This is a genomic window from Clostridium zhoujianii (genome assembly GCF_051590805.1).
In the GTDB taxonomy this organism is placed as follows: Bacteria; Bacillota; Clostridia; order Clostridiales; family Clostridiaceae; genus Clostridium.
This window is the reverse complement of sequence record NZ_JBPUTF010000001.1, coordinates 1,102,852-1,122,317: the sequence shown is the minus strand read 5'-3', so window position 1 is coordinate 1,122,317 and position 19,466 is coordinate 1,102,852. Positions and strand designations below refer to the sequence as shown.

The following is a 19,466-nucleotide window of genomic DNA, read 5'->3' as shown; positions in this document are numbered from 1 at the left end:
ATTACATATATCCATCTGTAACATTAAATTTATTTAAGGATTTACTAACTGCTTGTATTACCATTACTATAAAATCCTCTTGTGAATTATTCCTCCATCTTCTCTTTCCTTCTGGTTCAATTTTAATTATTGATCCTTCTTTAACCGCAGTTACTTCATCCTCAATTATGAATTCACCCTTCCCTTTTATAACCACATAAACTTCTTCATTTTCATTGTGCATATGATCAAAAGGAATCCCTTGTCCTGCTTTTAATAGATGAAATGATATTTCCATTGATGACATATCTAATTTTTCACCAAGAAAAACTTTACCTGGTATAGCCATATCTACTTTAGAATGTAGATATGAGTACTCTTTTAAATTTTCAAACGCCCCAATATTTCCTATAGTATAATTTTTATCCCTTTTTACTATTTCAATTTCTCTCATATTCTCTCCCCCTATGCCTTTTAAACAACCTATATACTTTTTAACTGTCCTTTTAATATTTCTAATACCTTAATATCCTTAGTTATTCTGTAATACATTATATATCCTTCAAATAAAGCAAAAGCATGCATTGCTTTACTCTCTAATTCTTCTTTAGGAGCTCCTGAAAACTCTAAAACCTTCAAAAAAATAGTAATCAAGTTTTTCATTGGATTATGATAATATTCTAAAATTTCTGGCTCTATAAAAGCCATCTCTGTTCCTAATACTGCAAATGGACAGCCATAATAGTTTTCATTTTTGGCATCCTCTACAATATCATTCATAAAAGCCTCTACAAACTCATCCCACTTTTTATCTTCTGAAATCACGAAAATCCAATTTCCTATCTTCTCTTTAAAATATGATGCTACTTCAATTGCTAAATCTTTTTTACTGTTAAAGTGAAAGTAAAATGATCCCTTAGGTAAATTTGTTTCTAAAAGGATTTCCTTTATCCCTGTATTGTTATATCCATTTTTCAAAAATAGGTATGCAGCTGACTCTATAATTTTCCTCTTACTGTTTTTACCCTTAGTATTTGTTTCCATAAAATACCTCCCAAAAACAATAATAGACCTTTCGGTCTATTATTTCAATATATTTGATGTTTTTAATTAATCAATCATCTACTATAATTATAGGATTAATTTCGAAACAGCCACTTTCACACTCCTATACCTCAATTTTTATTAGAGTCCTTTGATGAGTACTTAACCCATGTACTGAATATTAAAACTAATCCAATTACAAGGCTACAAGCACTTATTGAAAAAATGAATCCTGCAAAAAATTGTTCAATATTTTCAACTCCTGGCTTCCATATAGCTGAGTAAATTGCTGTAATAAATGATATAGATAAGGCACACAATGCACCAACTAATGATTCATTTCTTTTTAATTTTTCAATTTCATTAAGTAATGAAGTAATATTTTTATTATTTTCTTTTTCTAAATTTTCATCTTTAATATATTCACCCTTTAATAATTCACTCATTGAAATTTCTAACACCTCACTTATTTCTTCAAATAATGAGCTATCTGGTAATGACTTACCACATTCCCATTTTGAAACAGCTTTATCACTTACATTTAATACTTCCCCAAACTGTGCTTGAGTCATATTCTTCTTTTTTCTATTTTCTGCAATAAACATGCCAACTTTCTTTATATCCATAATTGCCCCCCTTTAATAAAATCATAATTCAAACCACACTATATATAAACCTACTGCTGGTAGAGTTAGTAGATTAAAAGTAGAATGTTGATATTTTACCCTTATACTATAATAACTTGTACTATTATAACAATAATAACACTTTATACCATTTATATGAATAAAGAAAAACCCCTTAGATTATACATCTATAATCTAAGGAGATTTTAACATTTATTATCTTACATCAAACATATAAAGTGATTGAGTTAAGAAATTATCTTCCTGATCTTCACATAATATATATATACTATGAACATATTTATCAAAGTTTGAAATATCAAAAGAAATAACTCCATTTTCATCTATTAATTCATCTAAAGTTAAATTAACTGCTTCAGTACTTCTATTACTTTTTATAAGTATATCTTTTACTGCTACTTTATCACCATTTCTATTTAATACTTTGTAATCTAATGTTATTCTATTATTCTCTGCATATAGCATACCCTCTGTTATTATTTGAGGATTTGCATTTAAATTAGTTAACTTTTTAAGATTCTTAAGTGGTGATAAATCTTTAATTTCATTATATGATACATCCAATGACTCTAAGTTTTTAGCATATTGTAATCCTTCTAAACTTGTAATCCATTTAGATGAAGCTGATAACTTTGTTAATTTATACATATCACCTATAGTTATGTCATTACTTGATAAATTAAGCTCTCTTTTTATAATATCCTTAAGATAATTATCCTTGATAGTTATAACTTCATTTAAATCTACCTTTTCTTCTAGTTTAGAAATTGCTTCATTTAATTCTGCAGTCATAGAATTTATCTCATCCTGAGTACTTATTTTATCTATTAGTATTACATCTGCTTTATTTAAAGCTATATCTAATATCTTAAATGATTCTTCTGTATATTCATCTTTTTCGTAGTTCTTAGCCTTATTTACTAATGCCTCTAATTCTTCATAATTACATTGTACATTTTTTGCAAAATGAAGCTTTGTGTCTCCCCAGGTAGCATGATCTGATCCAATTCCATTTCCACCATCAGTTACTACAAGTTTTAATTCTTTAGCTCCAGCTATATCAACTTCTAGATACTTCATATGATCTCTTGAAGTCATTACTCCACTATCGAATTTCTTCTCTCCATCTACATATACTTCAAATGAAACTGTTCCAACTGAACCAAACATTTGTCTATCTACACCTACATAGGAGCTGAAGTATGAATAATCTTTTTCACTTAAATCATATATTGTTGTTGAAGTAGCATGAGCTCCTATACCTCTTTCAAATGATATTTCACTACCATCTTTATTTGTTAATCTTAAAGCATTACCACTTGCTGCTCTATCCTTTTTAGGGGCAGCATAACTATTTTGAGTTGATTTCCAATCATAATCTGTTAAGTAGTTATAATCATTCATATCTACTACTGATATAGTTCTTGTTTTAACTACCTCATTACCATCGCTATCAATTACCTTATAAGTTATTGGATACTTTCCTGTTTTATTGAAGTTCACTTTACCAGTTACTTCAACTTTTTCAGTTATATCTCCATCTTCAGCATCTATTGCACTATATTCTTCATTTATATCTATTTCTTGTCCAACTTTTGTTGATACTGATATTGGTATAGTTAATTTTGGTTTTGCATTTGTAGTATATAATTTAGTATCTGCCCATGAAGCAAAATCTCCAAGACCATTACCATCTGCATTATCTGCTACTAACTTAAGTTCTTTTACTCCCGTAATATCAAGATTTACAAGTTCCGCTTCACTATCTTTTCTTATTACATTTGAAGTATATACCTCTTCTCCATCTGCAAAAATTTTGAATATTATAGTAGTTCTACTATCATCATAGTTCTTATCAGTACCTACATATGTTGAGAAGTTAGTATAATCTCCATCTAGTTTATATATTATTTCTGCATTTGTTGCAGCTCCTATACCTTTATCAAACTCTTTTATTTCACCATTAACCTTAAGTTTTATCTTGTTAATTAAATTAACTGCTGAATCCTTGTTTACAGTCTTCCATCCTGATACTGCTGATTCCCATTCCATATCAGATACATAAGTACTTTCACTATAAACTACAACTTTTCTATCTTTAGTTACAATATTATTATCACTATCTATTACAGTGTAAGTTATAGTGTATTCTCCAGTCTTACCTATATTAAAGTTATTACTATTAACTTTAACATTTTCAGTTATATCGCCATCTTCTTGGTCCTTCGCAGTAACCCCTGATCTTAGATCATAATCACTATTTAATTTAACATAAGTTTTACCTTCAACCTTTAATGTTGGGAACTTAGCTATTATTATTTCTTCTGCTCTAACTAAATCTTTTTCAAATAACTTAGCTGCTGGATGTTTTTTAACCTCTTCTCTTAATGCATCAACCTTTTGTAAGGTATTGTAGCTTTCAGTAACTTCTGTCTTACTTCTATCCGTAAATAAATCATTGTTTATCTTATCAGCTAAAATATCTTCCCCATAAAATGATATTTCACCTATGCTAGCCCAATCTTGATTTGCTTCTATAAATTTAAACATTACTCTTCTTGCTGTAGTTTTATTAATTTTAAACTCAACAACATCATTAACATTTCCAGTGTATTCACCTTTACCTGCTAGTATAAAGTCATTTCCTTCTGCTTCATTTGAAGTATATATTTCGAATTTCTTAGCAAATCCTTTTCCACCATTTCGAGCTTTATAAGCAATTCTATTTATTTCTGTGCTTTCGCCTAAATCAAATATTACTTCATTTTGGAATGTGTCACTATTTGGTCTATTAGTTTCCCAGTGAGTATTTCTATTGCCATCAATAGCATTACCTATAATAGTACCTGGATAACTTCCAGCATTATTACTTACAGAGTAAACTCCATGCTTAAATTCTGCGTTATATTCATCTAAATTTTCAAACTCACCAAAATTAGATTTATTTACAATGAAATCTTCATATACAGTAACATACGCTTTTGTTTCAACTATGTTGTTATCACTATCTGTTACCTTATAAACAACTTCAAATCTACCTATTTTACCATCTTCAAAGTTATTTGAAATTATTTCAACTCTAGATGATAAATCACCATCTTCACTGTCACTTGCTGTAATTCCTGACATAAAGTCTACTACTTCTCCTAATTTATAAACCTTATCTACAGCTGAAATAACAGGTTTAGCATTATTTGTTGTTAATTTAGGATTAGCTATTACTGCATGATCTGAAGCGTTTCCATTTCCAGCATCAGTCACTTTTATTACTAATTCTTCTACACCTTTAACTGGTATATTTACATATGCCATATTATCAGCATGCTTTAATACTTCAGTAGTTGCTAGAACTTTACCATCACCTAATATTTCAAATTTTATACTTGAGTTATTTTGTGCTGCTATTCCTGTATCAACTCCAAGTAAAGCTTCGAAGTAATCATATTCTTTATCTGATAAATCATAAGTGATTGTACCATTTGCATGGATTCCAAAACCTTTATTAAACTCTTTTATGTCTCCATTTACTCTACCTTTTATATTATAGTTTTTTCTTGGAGTTCCCCATTGAGTTTCTACAGATAACCATTCAACATCTGATAAATAATCATAATTACTCACAACTTCAACTTCTACAATCTTTTCTATTACTATACCTTCATCATTAACTGTATACTTAACTTGATAGTTACCCTTTCTGCTCGTATCTACATTGTCTGTCGCTTCAACCTTAGAAGTTATATCATTGCCTTCATAGTTTAATGCTTTAATATAATCTATAGGATTAAACTCTTCTCTAAGTTCTAACGTAATCTTCTCTTGTTGAATACTCATACTTGGTGTAAATGAATTAATTACAGAACTTTCACCAGTTCCTAAGTTAAGGTCATAAGGTATTACTTCATACTTATAATTCTTAGTTTTATCTGCATTTGTATCTATGAATGAATTAGTAGAAGTAAATCCTATTAACTCACCATCTCTTAATATTTCGTATCCTAATAAATCTGATTGAGCACTTTTACTTATATTAAATGTTAACTTAATTCCATTTTCTAATCTATGAAGTGAAAGCTCTAAATTAGTATCCTCTGTAAATCCATTTCCTTCATACTTAAATTTATTATTATTTAAGTACCATATCTTACCACTAGGTTTTTGATACTTACTTGTTTCTACTTTAGTTTCTTCATTAACTTCAAATCCATGTCTAGCAAAGTATTCGCTTAAATCTTCACCTATTACTTCTGATGAGAATTTAACTAAATATTGCATCTTAACATTTGTAGGATCTTCTTTTCCTAAGTCAACATCTTTTTCTCTATACAATCTATTTAATAGTCCCCAGTATCCAGGTTTATACATTTCTAATTGCCAGTATACAGCCAAGCTCTCAAATGCTCCACCTTCAACATATTTATTAGAATTTTCACTTAGGACATTTTTATAAGTATTATTTTCGTAAGGTATTCTATTATCCATATTATTGTAGTATCCTGACATGTACATAGGTAGCATGTTATTTGTAACTTCACCAAATAATCTTGCACTCATGTCCATTCTATGGCCTATTTCATGAATTATCCCCCATGATCCACCTTTTTCTTCCATTGGAACTAAGGCACTTGCTAGTACATCTCTTCCTACACCTATATGATTTCCTGCTGCATACATATATGCATAAGGTTGTGCTATTCTAATATTTTCTCTTATATATTTAGGATCATTTTTTTCATTACTTCCATCTAAGCCATAATATCTAAATAGCTCTTCCATAAGTGTATTGTAAGATTTTATTGTATCTAAAGGATTTACTCCATTTTCTATATATGTTTCATAAGCTCCAGTAGCAGTACCTGTCCATACTATATGATCACTTACAAACTCAAATATATCTAATACTTCTCTATCTAAAACATTAGGATTTTTAGCTATATCTTCATCTATTGCCTTCTTATACTCTATTAAGTAGTTTTTAAATTCTTCTAGGTCGGTGTCTGCTGTAAAGAATGGGTACTTATCACCTGACTCAAATCTTATAACTGGAGCTTTAGATTGCTCTTTTGGAGTATAAGGATTTACTATATATATTGATCCTCCGCTAGTTACATCAAGTTTATACCAGCTATCTTTTGCTACCTCAGGAACAGTTATTACATTCTTACCTGGCTTTAAATTCACTGTTCTCATCCAGCTAGACCAACTTCCTTCTTGTTGTGCAAATGCTAAGCTTGGCATTGGCTCACTTGGATCTGCATCTACATAAACCGTTATCTCTTCTCCTGGTTTTGCAGATATTCCTGTTGGTTGATTATTATTACCAAATCCAAACTTTAAGTTTTTATTAGCATGTTCTACCATATTTCCATGTTGTTCTGCTGTAATAACTTTTACAGTTTTTAATTCACCCTTAAGTATTTTATTAGCTAATTCAAATGCTTCTTTAAATGAATTTTCTAAAGGATGTCCTTTAGCATCATTTTCTAAAGCCTGTAACTTTTCTATAGTATTAAATTCTTCTGATAATTCATTCATTAATTTATTTGTGAATAAATCATCAACTTTATCCCTTACAATATCTTGCTTATAGAATGCTATTTCTGATAATGTAGCCCAGTTTTGATCTGAATTTTTAAATCTAAATTTAACTCTTTTAAATTTAATTGGATTGAATTTTGCTTCAACTAGTCCAGATACTTTATTATGACTACCTGTTGCAACAAGTTGATATGTATCTCCTTTAGATGTTGTAGAACCATATATCTCAAATTCTTTAGCAAATCCTTTATTATCAGATTTTCTTGCTCCATATACTATTCTATTTAGTTCTACAGCTTCTTTAAATTCTACTTCTACTTCATTTGTAAAGTCACTTGTGTTAGCTTTATTAGTTTCCCAATATGTATCTAAGTTACCATCTATAGCATTTGTTATTACTTGAGATAAATATTGACCTGCATTATTCTTAATGCTTTTTATATTTTCCTTATCCATTTTAAATAACTCAGAATATTTTTCATTAGAATATTCTTCAAATTCTTTTGTATTTGCTTTTGTTGCTTCTACCTTTTGTTGATTTACTAACTCCCTAGCATTTTCTAAGATTTCTTTATATTCTTCATAAAATGGATGATTCTTCACTTCTTCTTCTAAAGCATTTATCTTACCAAGAGTATTAAATTCTTCACTAACTATACTCATTGCATTATCAGTGAATAATCTTTCTATTTTTTCTGCTCTTTCATCTTGTGTATATAAACCAAATTCTGCTGCACAAGCCCAGTTTTCATATCCTATTTTATATACAAACTTAACTCTCTTAAATTCTGTAGGATTAAATCTTATTTCTATAGAGTCTTGAGTTAACTGTGATGATCCACTTGATACTAATTCAAAAGTCTCACCTTTACTGGTTCTTGATGCATATATATCAAATCCTTCTGCAAATCCTCTATTAGTTCCTCTAGGCGCAGTATATACTATTCTATTTAATTTTGTTAACTCATTTAACTCTATTATTACTTCATTTGTAAAGCTTGTACTATTTTGCTTTCCTGAATGCCACTTTGTATTTATATCACCATCTATAGCTTTATTTATAGATTCACTTGCATATTGACCACCATTTGTTGTTATTGATTTTATTTTACTAGAATCAATTTTATAAAGTTTATCGTAGGCTGGAAGGACTTCACTACTCATATCTTTAAATTTAGATACCTTAGCATTAGTGTAAGTAACTCCTTTATTTTCTACTATTAACTTTGCATTTTCTATATCTTCTTTAAAATCATTGTATAGTGGATGATTCTTTACTTCTTTATCTAAAGCATTTATCTTTTCTACAGTATTAAACTCTTGACTAACTTGACTCATTGTTTCATCAGTAAATAAGTTCTTCATCTTATCACTTACTTTATCTTCTTTATAGAACATAAATTCTGAAGCTGAAGCCCAGTCTTGATTAGCTTTTATAAATTTAAACTTTATTCTTTTAAATTCTGTTGGACTAAATTTAATTTCTACTGTATCACCAGTTGAACCTTTATATTCACCAGTACTTACTAAAGTAAAATCATCTTCATTATCAGTAAGTGACCCATAGATTTCTACTTCTTGTGCAAAACCTTTTCCTTTAGCCGATGATTGTCTAGCTGCATATACAACTCTGTTTAAAGTTGTTTCTTCCTTAAATTTAACTACAACCTCATTTGTAAACTCAGCATTATTTGGTTTCCCTGTTTCCCAATGTGTATTAAAATCACCATCTATTGATTTATTAATAGTTGAACCAGGATAGTTACCTCCATTATTAGTTATAGCTTCAATATTTGAGTTGTCCATTTTGAACATTTGATTATAAGCACCTATATTGCTGTTGTTTAATAACTCAAACTTACTTATAGTTGCTTTAGTATCTTTCTTTGCTACTATTGAAGATACATTCCTTGATATTTCATCTGCTAGAACCTCTATTGGTGTTGCAGAAAAGTTAAGGATTACTGCTGCTGCCATTATTGCTGCGATTTTTCTTTTATTCATTTTTACCCCCTGATTTTTATTCTCCTCAGAAGTACATTAAAAAAAAGCTACTCTAAAAGAGTAGCTTTATAGTATCCTTATAGATTAATATTTTATACAACAAATAAATGTAACAATATTAATTTACTTCAAAACAAAAAGTATAATGTACTCTTTGGCAACTGGCTGACATAGTTATTCACTTTAGTCCCTATAGTTTTGCGTCTTTAGATTTCCCTAAATTTGCCTATTAAATTTTTATTTACAGCTGTATATTATCATCATTCAACAGTAATTTCAATATATTTTTTAATAAAATACTATGTTGTTATAAAAATCATTTGATACTTTTATGCCTATTACTGATAAAACAAGTTTTATAGCTAATTTCTTAGCTTTACAGGTGAAGAATATCACAAAATACTTATTTGAAAAAATAGGCTTTAAAATGTTTTTATCCTTTTCTTTTTGCAACAATCAACACCTTTAACTTATCAGGAACTAATTTTTTCATTCTATTTACGAATCCCCGAATAATTATCTCTTTATTTTCATAAATCCTTAATATTCATATCTAGCAACTTTTTCAGCAGTCACTGAGTTTTGTGGAGTCTTTCTTCCTTCCCTAACGAAGAGTCTTTAATAATTTTTTATACCAACATAAAACTTTACACACCCTCTTGCCACATGATCTTGTTTTGAAATTTCATAACAAAAATGAGTGCTAAACTCATTGTACTTATTTCCTAGTAAAGATTTCAAATTAACCATTCTATCCAATCTTGCTTTCCAATTTTCAATAATACTTTCATTAGCACTTCCCTTAAAGTTTAATTCATCATCGTACCAATCATTTTCTTCAACAAATATCTCTAATCCATTTTGAACCATAAGGTCTTTTATCTTACTTCCAATTTTAAAATCATAAGTTTTATTTTTATATGAATCCTCTTCAAATCTTCTTATCACATCTAAATATCTATCCTCTACCGATAAGTGTCCTGAAAATAGATTGTCAATATCAACTATTGCAAACCAGCCACCCTTATTTAAACACTTAATCCAATTTGAAATAAATAACCTTGGATTTTCTGCATAAGATAAAACAAAACTTATCCAAATACCATGGCATTTTTCCAACTTGATAGGATTTATGCTGAAAATATCCTCTAAAATAAAGTTACAGTTATCTTTCTTTTCTATCATTGCCTTTTTTAAAAGATATTCGTCATTATCGTAACCTACTACCTTTCCCCCTCTGCTAGAAAGTAATTTAGAGACTGTTCCTATAGAACATCCTAAATCATATATTGTTTGATTTTTATCTAATGGTAGTTTACTTAGATATCTTTCCCACAGTCTCCATTCATTTTGATTTTCATATTCCTTTACTAAATCCACTTACACTCCCCCATTTCATAAAAATAAAATTACTATCCTAGAAGAAAATTAAGAGTAAATTCATTTCCCTTTGATTCTTCACAGTATTTAGCCCTAAAGAATTTTACTAAGGCTTATTTAAATTTAAGCCTCTAGTAATTCTTGTAGGCACCCTTTTCTCTTTTCTGTATTCCCATATATATATGATTTCTCCACTATATTTTTGTAGCCTTTTTTTAGAATAATACTTTTAATATAATCTACATGAGGACATCTATCAGAATGATGATTATCAGTTACCATACAAGATGAAAGGTGAATAAAAACATCATCTTTATTTGTATTATTAAAGGCTCTAGATTTTTTAGAAAATTGTTCTAATTTAGCTGCTAAACTTTTTCCACAACATCCACCACAAGTAAAAGAAATATACCTTATATCATCTTCATATTTTTCAAACATTCCCTCCTTATTATAAAAAGCATCAGTACAAGCAATACCACTACACCTTCTATGTGTAAGATCACACTGAATAATAACAACATACTTTGCATTCATCATAATTCTTCCCCCCAATTAATAAAATCAACTATCTTAATTTACTTTGAACTCTATTGGAAAATAGTGTAACATGTTATTGTATATATCGTTAGATACAGTTTTTGTTTAACTAATAGGTACAGTCTGGAGGCATTTAATGAAGGATATAATAGTCTATCTTGATAGAAATTCAAATGAACCGTTATATGTACAACTTTACAAATATATTCGTGAAGAAATAAAATCTAATAAACTTAAAAATGGTACTAAACTACCTTCTATTCGTTATCTAGCAAATTATCTAAATGTTAGCAAAATTACAGTGGATAATGCATACCAACAATTACTAGTTGAAGGATATATAGAAAGTATAGAGCGAAGTGGCATGTATGTTCAACAGATTGAAGAAATACTATCTACACCACTAGAATTTAATGAAATGTGTATCTCTACTACCCCATTTTTAAATCATATCAAATATGACTTTCATTATGGCACTATTGATAGTGAAAATTTTGACTTTAAAATATGGCGAAAGTTAACTTCTCAAGCTTTAATATCATCTCAAGAAAAGCTTCTTCAATGTGGAGATCCTCAGGGAGAATTGGATTTTAGAGAGGAAATAGTAAACTATCTTAGATCATCACGAGGTGTATCGTGTTCATCTAGTCAGGTTATAATTACATCAGGTACTCTTAACTCCTTGCAGTTATTATGTGAATTAATAGACTGTGATAATAAATCAATAGCTCTAGAAAATCCAGGCTGGAGTAATTCTAAGTTTGTTTTTGAGAAAAATAACTTCAAAATAATTCCTACCCCTCTTGATAAAGATGGTATTTGCTTAAAGGCCTTAAAGGAAATTTCCCCAAAATTTGTTTATATTACTCCTTCTCATCAATTTCCATCTGGAGTAGTTATGCCTGTTACAAGAAGACAAAACCTATTAAAATGGGCTAATCGTACTAATGCCTACATCATTGAAGATGACTATGATAGTGAGTTTCGTTATATTGGTATACCTATCCCATCCTTGCAAGGTCTTGATAATAATAATCGTGTTATTTATCTTGGTACATTTTCAAAATCCCTTGCACCTTCTTTACGTACAAGCTACATGGTTTTACCTAAGAAATTATTAGATAAATATAAAGAGAATATGTCTATGTACGAGCAACCAACCTCAAGATTAAATCAAAAAACTATTCAATTATTTATGTCTAATGGTTACTGGGAACGACATATTCAAAAGATGCGTAAAGTCTATCGTAGAAAATATAATATATTAATAGAATCGATAGAATATCACTTAAATAGTAAAGCTAGATTAATTGATGGTAAGGCAGGCCTACACATACTTCTAGAAATAAGAAATGGTATGTCTGAAGATATGATTATTCAAAAGACGGAAATGGCCGGTGTGAAAATATATCCCACCTCAAAATATTGGATAACCCCTAGTAATTTAGCCTACCCAGTTTTTTTAATAGGTTTTGGGGGCCTAGATGAAAATCAAATAAAAGATGGAATAAAATTGCTTGGAGATATACTTAATAATAACAATAATAATAAATTGTAAAAATACTAATACTATCTTTAGCATAGTAGCTAAGGACAATATTAGTATTTATTATCTTAATATATTTACTCAAAGAATTGTAGACATTTTCATACTAAAAATGTGACTTACCTAGTACAACATTAAGTAAATCAATAACCTTACTTATTGAGTCTCTGTCTTCTAGGTTCCGAGATATGTCAAAGATAAGTTCATTCATTTCTTGCTTACTAATAAACTCTTCAAACCTCTTTTTTTCATCACGTGTAAGCATAGTTAAATAAGTTAGTAATTTCGCCAACTCATCATTATATCCACCAATTATACTACTATCTCCATCATTTAATATAATATATGAATTTCTAGCTGATTCAATACTAGATACCATACGTGTATATACTGATGAATCTATACTACTATTACCACAGTTTTCTGAAAAGTAGTATAAATTCTGTTTGATTGAAGCTGTTAAATTTTCTTTATATTTACCAACTTTTATCCACTGATAAATATTTCCTCCTGCTGATAATATAAGAAATATGCTCAGTATAATTATTAAAAGCTTTTTTTTATTTTTCATCAAACCTACTCCTTGTGTTAATAAGTATTATTACCTTCTATTTTTTTACGTATACTTCGTTAATACATATTGCAAGCCCTGTTAATGATATCGCTCCAAATATAATTCCAACTATTACTATTCCGCCATCATTTGCTAAGCTACCTCCTAATCTAGATATTTCCTCTCTAGAGAATGCTGCAGTTATTGGATATATTAATAGACCTAATAACCCACCAATAAATAGTATCCCTCCAAATATTACCTTCTTCATCTTATCCCCCTATAATATTTTCTAATAAATGTTATATACATCATAATAATTATAGCATATTTTGTAAATTACTCATATTTCTTACTTAGTAATTATAATATATTTTAGCATTAAACTTTAAAAACACATCCAATATGAATGTGTTTTTTTCAAAATCATATAATAGAATATTATCACTTTCAATTAATTTATAATATGTATCCTATTTATCCTATACCTCAAGCGAAGTAGCAAAAACTATCTAAATGTAAACACTAAATCACTAATTTAACATAATCAACGGATACATCCATTCTAATAGTAGTTTCTTCAATTGATAAACCACTGTCTAAAAATCTTCTAACAACAGTAATCATATTCTCTCCTACTTCAATAATGTGCTGATCAAGATCATATAAACGAATAACACGCTGCCCCCAAGAATGTTCCTTAATAGGATGTATATATCTAATTCCATCCATATAATTTATCCTTTTAATAAAGCCATCAAAATCATTCTCCTCAAAATATAATTCTGTTGAATTGCTACCAAAAACAATCTCTTTCTCATCTTTGTTAATGAATGTAGTCCAAGTATCTTTTGTCTGTAATCTGATCCCACCAGTCAAGGTTACATTTGCTCCAAAATCAAAAATAACCTCTAGTCCTAGTACTTCATAGTAAAACAACTTTGACATTTCCATATTAGAAACAACTATCATTGGATTTAAAAATTTCATTATAATCCTCCACTCACTGTAGTTCTTATATTGTAATTAGAACACTACACTATTTTTTTAATTATATTTTAAGAGCCATCTATAAAATAAGTAAATTAATAAACATAACAATCTTTGTAATAATCCCTTCTAATAAAGTTAAGTATACCATTTTATGTAATTCCTTGTTAAATTTCTCTACTTATAATTATAAATATTACTGAATTAAAGTATCTACTAAATCTACAATTTTTGTATTAAAAGTTAGTTTTAAACAATTACATCTACTTTATCCACCTCTCAGCCCCATATATGGAGTTTTACATTTATTTACAATTGTATTATTCTTTAATTACTAGCTTAATAGAGTCACTTTTTATTCCCCCTTGGTTTATATTTTGGCTATACATATTAGGCTGGTAGTACATATTTTATTAAGATTTAAAACAAAAAAATATCCCACATTCCTTTTGAATAGTGGGATATTTGAATCTGATATTGACATTTATTTTAAGTTTTCTTAACACTATACCTGTTTTTAGATTTCTCTTTTCATAAAAACATCTGCTACCATGTTATTGTTATATCTTATTGTTTCAAGGAATCCATTTTTCTTATAAAGTCTGATTGCTCCCGTGCTGGTTTTCAAAGTATCCAAGTACATTTCTTTAAAACCTTTCTTTTTAGCATAATCTAACGCCTTATCAATCATCTTTTGACCTAGTCCATTTCCATGATATTTCCTTAATAGGTACATTGACTTAAGTTCACACTTAAAGCATCCTAAGTTTTTTACTCCAACAGTTCCAATTATTTTATTGTTTAATTCCAAACACAAAAAAATGTCATAAGCATCCTTTATATTTACCAAAGCCTGATGTCTTCCATTTGGTTCAAATTTACGACCTGATTCTAACAGACAATTTGAATAAAAATTTATAACCCTTTCTTGTAATTCTTCTGTAAATTCAATTAGATTATACATCCTCCACCACCCAAAAAATAACTAAATAAGATCTTCCTATTATGAATTTATTATAAGATATACTGTAATATAAATTTCTTTGATTTTCAATTGACCAACTCTACTTATATTAAGCTATCTACATTTCAGAAATAGCATCCTTTAATTTATTAATTGCACTTTCATAATCTAAAATTCCAGCTAACGCCTTGAACTCCTCTTCCCCTACCATCTCTTCTAGTAACCTCTTTCTCATTACCTTCTGTTCTTCTTCTTTTACTTCTAACTCAATCTCTTCAAAATATGGATTGCTATGATAATCATAACCAGTAGAAATTAATTCATCTACATAAGTTTTAAACCATTTTGCTGCTTCTTCTTTCTTATCTGTTTCAATATATAGTTTTATAAAATTATATGTTGCTGCATTTATCCCAATTTTAAATATATTATGTAGTGCATGAGAAGACTCTAAATAAAAGATTGCCTTTTCATAATCTCCCTGTACTTTTGATATTTTTGCCAGCATTATAAGCATAAAACAACTATTATTAACGTAATACAATAATTTATTATTGCAATACTTCATCCCTTCCTTAGTTTTTCCTTGCTTTATAAAAAGAGCTGGATATAATGTTACTGGATCTATAGTTTGTGAAATATCATTAAGGGCTTTTTCACTTTCTTCATAGTTTCCAAGTTCCATCTGGATATGCGCAATTGAAAATAATGCAATTGATGTATATTTAGGATCCCTATTTTCCACTACCTCTTGGAATAAACCTAAAGATTCCATCCTCTTTCTTTTAATAAATTCTTCTGAATTATCTTCTGACATCATCAAATACATATTAAGTAGGCTAGCTATAACAACTTTTAAATGAATGCTATTCGGATAATTCTTTAAGTACATCTGGGATTTTTCTTCCCCTTCTTTATAACCTTCATGTAAAAATAACTTCGTTAGTTCCTCTTTAATATTACTAACCTCTTTTTCTGAAAGGTCCTGATGAAAACTCAAAAGTACATCAGGAGTTGTATTTAAGGCTCGTGCTAGGGGAGATAATAATGAGATATCTGGCATTGAATTTCCATTTTCCCACTTACTTACTGCACCTGCAGAAATCCCAACCATAGAGGCTAATTGATCTTGAGTAATTCCTTTCTCTTTTCTTAACCTTAGAATTATCTCACCAACATTTAATCTATCCAATCCTATACCTCCAATTTCTTTAATTAAGAGCTTTTTAATAAATCAATTATAATCCTGATTTTTCTTCTGGACAATTGATAGTATCTCATGTTTAAGTTAATAAAAGTTGCGTTCTATTCAACTTATATATATTTCCTTTAATATTAATAGCTATTTTAATCTTCTATTTGAATTATAAAAAATATCCCAAATTCATCACTGAATAATGGGATATTTTAATATTTATATTACTTTTTATAATCAGAAGCAAGAATTGCATATTGGGAATAATCACAAATTCCTAGGTTATTCCAGTCAGCTTGTCTCATAGTGCCTTCATACTTCATGCCACATTTAGTCATAACTCTTCCAGAATTAATATTTCTAGGATCATGTCTTGATTCTACACGGTTAATGCCTACTTCAAGAATTAGAAACTTTATAACCTCAGCCAAAGCTTCTGATGTAATACCCTTATTCCAGAAGCTTCTGCTAATGCAATACCCTATATGAGCCATTTTAATCCTATTATCATTATGCACTACACCAATACTTCTAATTGGATTCTTTAGGTCATCCCTTAATGCAATGGCCCAATGATAATAATCCTGTTTATTATACTAAGTAATCCAATCCCCTAAAACTATTTTAGTATCATCTACAGAATTATGTTTAGGCCATGTTAAGTATTTTATCACTTCATAATCATTAACCCAATTATCATACATAGGTTGGGCATCCTCTAAAGTAAACTTACGTAATATTAATCTTTCTGTTTCTAATGTATTCGTTCCTAAATTTTTCATAACTACCCCTAATATCTTTAATTTTTCTAAAAATCCCTTCCAGCCAAATATCCTGTAGAAAATGCTATCTGAAGATTATATCCACCTGTTTCTGCATCTACATCCATTACTTCTCCTGCAAAAAATAGATTCTTAATAAGTTTCGACTCCATTGTAGAAGCGTTAATTTCTTTAACACTAACTCCTCCACTTGTTACCATAGCTGCCTTTATACTTAATGTTTCTAGTACAGTAAGTTTCATTTCCTTTATGTAGCTAATAAGCTTATTCTCATCTTCCTTCTTAAGGTCACTAGCTTTTGTCTCTGTTAAATCCAATAAGCTTATGATCTCCTTCAAGAAGTTACCTGGTAATAATCCCTTAATATTATTTAATACTGTTTTGCTAGTATTTTCTCTAATTAGCTTAGACATTTCCTCCTTAGATTTATCCCTTAAGAAATCTAAAATAATTTCTATCTCTCCATCCTCTAATGACTTATTAATATATGAAGATACTTTTAATACTGCTGGTCCTGAAATTCCAAAATGAGTGAATATCATATCTCCATATAGCTGAACTTTTTTCTTTTTAATCTTAGTTTGAATAACTACATCCTTCATAGCTACCCCTTGAAGATTCTTAACAAAACCTTCTTTTATGACTAAGGGTATTAATGCTGGATATAAAGGCATAATAGTATGACCATATTTGCTTAATACAGAATACATACTACCATCTGATCCTGTCGCAGGAATACTCTTTCCTCCCGTTGTCACAATCACTTTATCACCTAATATCTTTTCACCACAATCAGTAACAACACCTTTTATTGTATTATCATCTATAATTAGATCTTCAACCTTAGTTCCATAGAGTATTTTTACATTACTATTAATTAGGTTATTTCTAAATACCTCAATAACATCATCTGACTTATCACTTTTTGTATAAACTTTAAAATCATTATCATACTCAATTTTATACTCTAGATTATTTTCATCTAAATAATTTAGTAAATCCTGATTTGTAAAAGTATAAAAAGCACTATATAAAAATTTATTATTATTAACTACCTTACTAAAAAATTCTTCAATTGCTCTGTGATTGGTAATATTACATCTACCACCACCTGTAAGTCTTAATTTCTTACCTATCTCATTATTTCTCTCAATTAGCACTACCTCATTAGACTTTGCTGCAGTTAGTGCTGCCATAATTCCAGCTGGACCTGCTCCAACTATAATAACTTTTCCCATACTATTACTCCTTAGTTTAATTTATAATGAACTTATTTATCAATTTTATAATTATATCATACTATTATCTCTTTATTTTTTAAGTATTATTTTTGTTTTGTAATATAGAAAATGATCTTATCTTATCACATATCTCTTTTAATATTATCATATTATTTCCCTGGTAATATTTTACATATATTTTATCTTAACTTATACTATAGAAATTCTATTTTCACAATAATCATAGTTTATAAATATATTATAGTAATAATTTTCAGGAGAAACATAATGAGTAAATCTACCCCTATTGGTCCAAATAATTCATATTCATATTTTGTTAGTAGTAACCCAATTACTTCTTTTAATCCTATTAGCATCTATCCAACTATTTCTAAAACTGCTTTTGTAGGACCTTTTACTAGTATTATAGGTGATGTAAGAATCTGTAATGATGTCTTTATTGGATGCAATGCTACCCTTAGGGCTGATGAAGGTACACCATTTTATATTGGCTCTAGAAGTAATATTCAAGATGGGGTAATCTTACATGGATTAAAGGATATGAAATTCTGTGTAAATGATGATACCTATTCAATCTATATAGGAAAAGAGGTTAGTATAGCGCATGGAGCATTAATCCACGGGCCATGTATAGTTGGAAATAATACCTTTGTTGGCTTTAACAGTATTGTTTTTAATTCTATTGTTGAAGATGGCTGTTACATTGATTTAGGTGCTATTATTACTAATGGAGTAAGGATTCCTTGTAATAGATATGTTCCTGTTGGGGCTATTATTGATACCCAAGATAAGGCAGATTGTTTAAAAATGGTATCAGACAGTAATGAAGAATTTGCTAAGGGAGTAATTAATACGAATATTGAACTTTCTCAGAGCTATTCTCAAAAATTTGGTGATACAAGATGCAGTTGTGGTCTTTCTTGCAATCATAAGGACTATAAGAACCTACGAAATAAATAATTATAGAAAGATCCAGAACAGATTTAAACTGTTCTGGATTTTTTTTAAATACTTTTCACTAACGCATTTTAATATCTTGTAATTTTATAATCAAGAGGCTCTA

15 protein-coding genes, 1 pseudogene and 1 riboswitch are annotated in these 19,466 nt (G+C 28.9%); of the genes and pseudogenes, 2 read left to right on the top strand and 14 right to left on the bottom strand.

What is annotated here, in order from left to right; genetic code table 11:
- Position 1 precedes the first annotated feature (1 nt).
- The 7 genes from ACSYT2_RS05275 to ACSYT2_RS05245 all read right to left on the bottom strand — a co-directional run bounded on the left by ACSYT2_RS05275 (position 2) and on the right by ACSYT2_RS05245 (position 11,129).
- The gene (locus ACSYT2_RS05275) at positions 2-433 is read right to left on the bottom strand and encodes a cupin domain-containing protein (protein ID WP_438383922.1); all 432 of its coding nucleotides are present in this window, start codon (positions 431-433) and stop codon (positions 2-4) included.
- A 29-nt stretch (positions 434-462) separates the two neighbouring features.
- Positions 463-1,023, bottom strand: coding sequence for a TetR/AcrR family transcriptional regulator (locus ACSYT2_RS05270; RefSeq protein ID WP_430856132.1), 561 nt, complete (start codon positions 1,021-1,023; stop codon positions 463-465).
- A 131-nt stretch (positions 1,024-1,154) separates the two neighbouring features.
- A complete protein-coding gene (locus ACSYT2_RS05265) occupies positions 1,155-1,649 on the bottom strand; it encodes a helix-turn-helix domain-containing protein (protein WP_430856131.1) in 495 nt (164 codons plus the stop codon).
- Between the two features lie 216 nt (positions 1,650-1,865).
- Entirely contained in the window at positions 1,866-9,212 is a 7,347-nt protein-coding gene (locus ACSYT2_RS05260) for an NPCBM/NEW2 domain-containing protein (protein ID WP_438383919.1), read from the bottom strand.
- A 153-nt stretch (positions 9,213-9,365) separates the two neighbouring features.
- A riboswitch (cyclic di-GMP riboswitch) is annotated at positions 9,366-9,449 on the bottom strand.
- Between the two features lie 51 nt (positions 9,450-9,500).
- Positions 9,501-9,665 (bottom strand): hypothetical protein, encoded by a 165-nt coding sequence (locus ACSYT2_RS05255; protein ID WP_438383917.1) that lies wholly within the window; start codon positions 9,663-9,665, stop codon positions 9,501-9,503.
- A gap of 165 nt (positions 9,666-9,830) precedes the next feature.
- On the bottom strand, positions 9,831-10,592 hold the full coding sequence (locus ACSYT2_RS05250) for a class I SAM-dependent methyltransferase (protein WP_438383915.1): 762 nt from the start codon (positions 10,590-10,592) through the stop codon (positions 9,831-9,833).
- Between the two features lie 123 nt (positions 10,593-10,715).
- Complete coding sequence (locus ACSYT2_RS05245; protein WP_438385001.1) at positions 10,716-11,129, bottom strand: CGGC domain-containing protein; 414 nt, start codon at positions 11,127-11,129, stop codon at positions 10,716-10,718.
- A gap of 139 nt (positions 11,130-11,268) precedes the next feature.
- On the opposite strand from ACSYT2_RS05245, the gene pdxR reads away from it, so the two are divergent.
- The gene (pdxR, locus tag ACSYT2_RS05240; protein ID WP_438383912.1) at positions 11,269-12,690 is read left to right on the top strand and encodes a MocR-like pyridoxine biosynthesis transcription factor PdxR; all 1,422 of its coding nucleotides are present in this window, start codon (positions 11,269-11,271) and stop codon (positions 12,688-12,690) included.
- A 94-nt stretch (positions 12,691-12,784) separates the two neighbouring features.
- On the opposite strand, the gene ACSYT2_RS05235 is transcribed toward pdxR, so the two are convergent.
- From ACSYT2_RS05235 to ACSYT2_RS05200, 7 genes and pseudogenes are all read right to left on the bottom strand, one after another.
- Entirely contained in the window at positions 12,785-13,249 is a 465-nt protein-coding gene (locus tag ACSYT2_RS05235; protein ID WP_438383910.1) for a hypothetical protein, read from the bottom strand.
- Between the two features lie 37 nt (positions 13,250-13,286).
- The gene (locus ACSYT2_RS05230) at positions 13,287-13,502 is read right to left on the bottom strand and encodes a hypothetical protein (protein WP_438383909.1); all 216 of its coding nucleotides are present in this window, start codon (positions 13,500-13,502) and stop codon (positions 13,287-13,289) included.
- Between the two features lie 254 nt (positions 13,503-13,756).
- Positions 13,757-14,221 (bottom strand): VOC family protein, encoded by a 465-nt coding sequence (locus tag ACSYT2_RS05225; RefSeq protein WP_438383907.1) that lies wholly within the window; start codon positions 14,219-14,221, stop codon positions 13,757-13,759.
- A gap of 517 nt (positions 14,222-14,738) precedes the next feature.
- Positions 14,739-15,185: a GNAT family N-acetyltransferase gene (locus tag ACSYT2_RS05220; protein ID WP_438383905.1), complete on the bottom strand. Its 447-nt coding sequence runs from the start codon at positions 15,183-15,185 to the stop codon at positions 14,739-14,741.
- Between the two features lie 118 nt (positions 15,186-15,303).
- Positions 15,304-16,377 carry a helix-turn-helix domain-containing protein gene (locus ACSYT2_RS05215; RefSeq protein ID WP_438383904.1) on the bottom strand — a complete coding sequence of 358 codons (1,074 nt, stop codon included), beginning with the start codon at positions 16,375-16,377 and terminating at the stop codon, positions 15,304-15,306.
- A 227-nt stretch (positions 16,378-16,604) separates the two neighbouring features.
- Positions 16,605-17,162, bottom strand: a pseudogene (locus ACSYT2_RS18535) (GNAT family N-acetyltransferase).
- A 26-nt stretch (positions 17,163-17,188) separates the two neighbouring features.
- A complete protein-coding gene (locus tag ACSYT2_RS05200; RefSeq protein WP_438383900.1) occupies positions 17,189-18,400 on the bottom strand; it encodes a BaiN/RdsA family NAD(P)/FAD-dependent oxidoreductase in 1,212 nt (403 codons plus the stop codon).
- A 270-nt stretch (positions 18,401-18,670) separates the two neighbouring features.
- Here ACSYT2_RS05200 and ACSYT2_RS05195 point away from each other — a divergent pair, with 270 nt between their 5' ends.
- Positions 18,671-19,363, top strand: a complete 693-nt coding sequence (locus ACSYT2_RS05195) for an LbetaH domain-containing protein (RefSeq protein WP_438383898.1) — start codon at positions 18,671-18,673, stop codon at positions 19,361-19,363.
- The last annotated feature ends 103 nt before the right edge of the window (positions 19,364-19,466 follow it).

Bases quoted from the DNA above. Each gene is read 5' to 3' on its own strand.
- pdxR (WP_438383912.1), top strand. From the start codon at position 11,269: ATGAAGGATATAATAGTCTATCTTGATAGAAATTCAAATGAACCGTTA.
- ACSYT2_RS05235 (WP_438383910.1), bottom strand. From the start codon at position 13,249: ATGAAAAATAAAAAAAAGCTTTTAATAATTATACTGAGCATATTTCTT.
- ACSYT2_RS05220 (WP_438383905.1), bottom strand. From the start codon at position 15,185: ATGTATAATCTAATTGAATTTACAGAAGAATTACAAGAAAGGGTTATA.
- ACSYT2_RS05200 (WP_438383900.1), bottom strand. From the start codon at position 18,400: ATGGGAAAAGTTATTATAGTTGGAGCAGGTCCAGCTGGAATTATGGCA.
- ACSYT2_RS05260 (WP_438383919.1), bottom strand. From the start codon at position 9,212: ATGAATAAAAGAAAAATCGCAGCAATAATGGCAGCAGCAGTAATCCTT.
- ACSYT2_RS05275 (WP_438383922.1), bottom strand. From the start codon at position 433: ATGAGAGAAATTGAAATAGTAAAAAGGGATAAAAATTATACTATAGGA.
- ACSYT2_RS05270 (WP_430856132.1), bottom strand. From the start codon at position 1,023: ATGGAAACAAATACTAAGGGTAAAAACAGTAAGAGGAAAATTATAGAG.
- ACSYT2_RS05245 (WP_438385001.1), bottom strand. From the start codon at position 11,129: ATGAATGCAAAGTATGTTGTTATTATTCAGTGTGATCTTACACATAGA.
- ACSYT2_RS05265 (WP_430856131.1), bottom strand. From the start codon at position 1,649: ATGGATATAAAGAAAGTTGGCATGTTTATTGCAGAAAATAGAAAAAAG.
- ACSYT2_RS05225 (WP_438383907.1), bottom strand. From the start codon at position 14,221: ATGAAATTTTTAAATCCAATGATAGTTGTTTCTAATATGGAAATGTCA.
- ACSYT2_RS05195 (WP_438383898.1), top strand. From the start codon at position 18,671: ATGAGTAAATCTACCCCTATTGGTCCAAATAATTCATATTCATATTTT.
- ACSYT2_RS05230 (WP_438383909.1), bottom strand. From the start codon at position 13,502: ATGAAGAAGGTAATATTTGGAGGGATACTATTTATTGGTGGGTTATTA.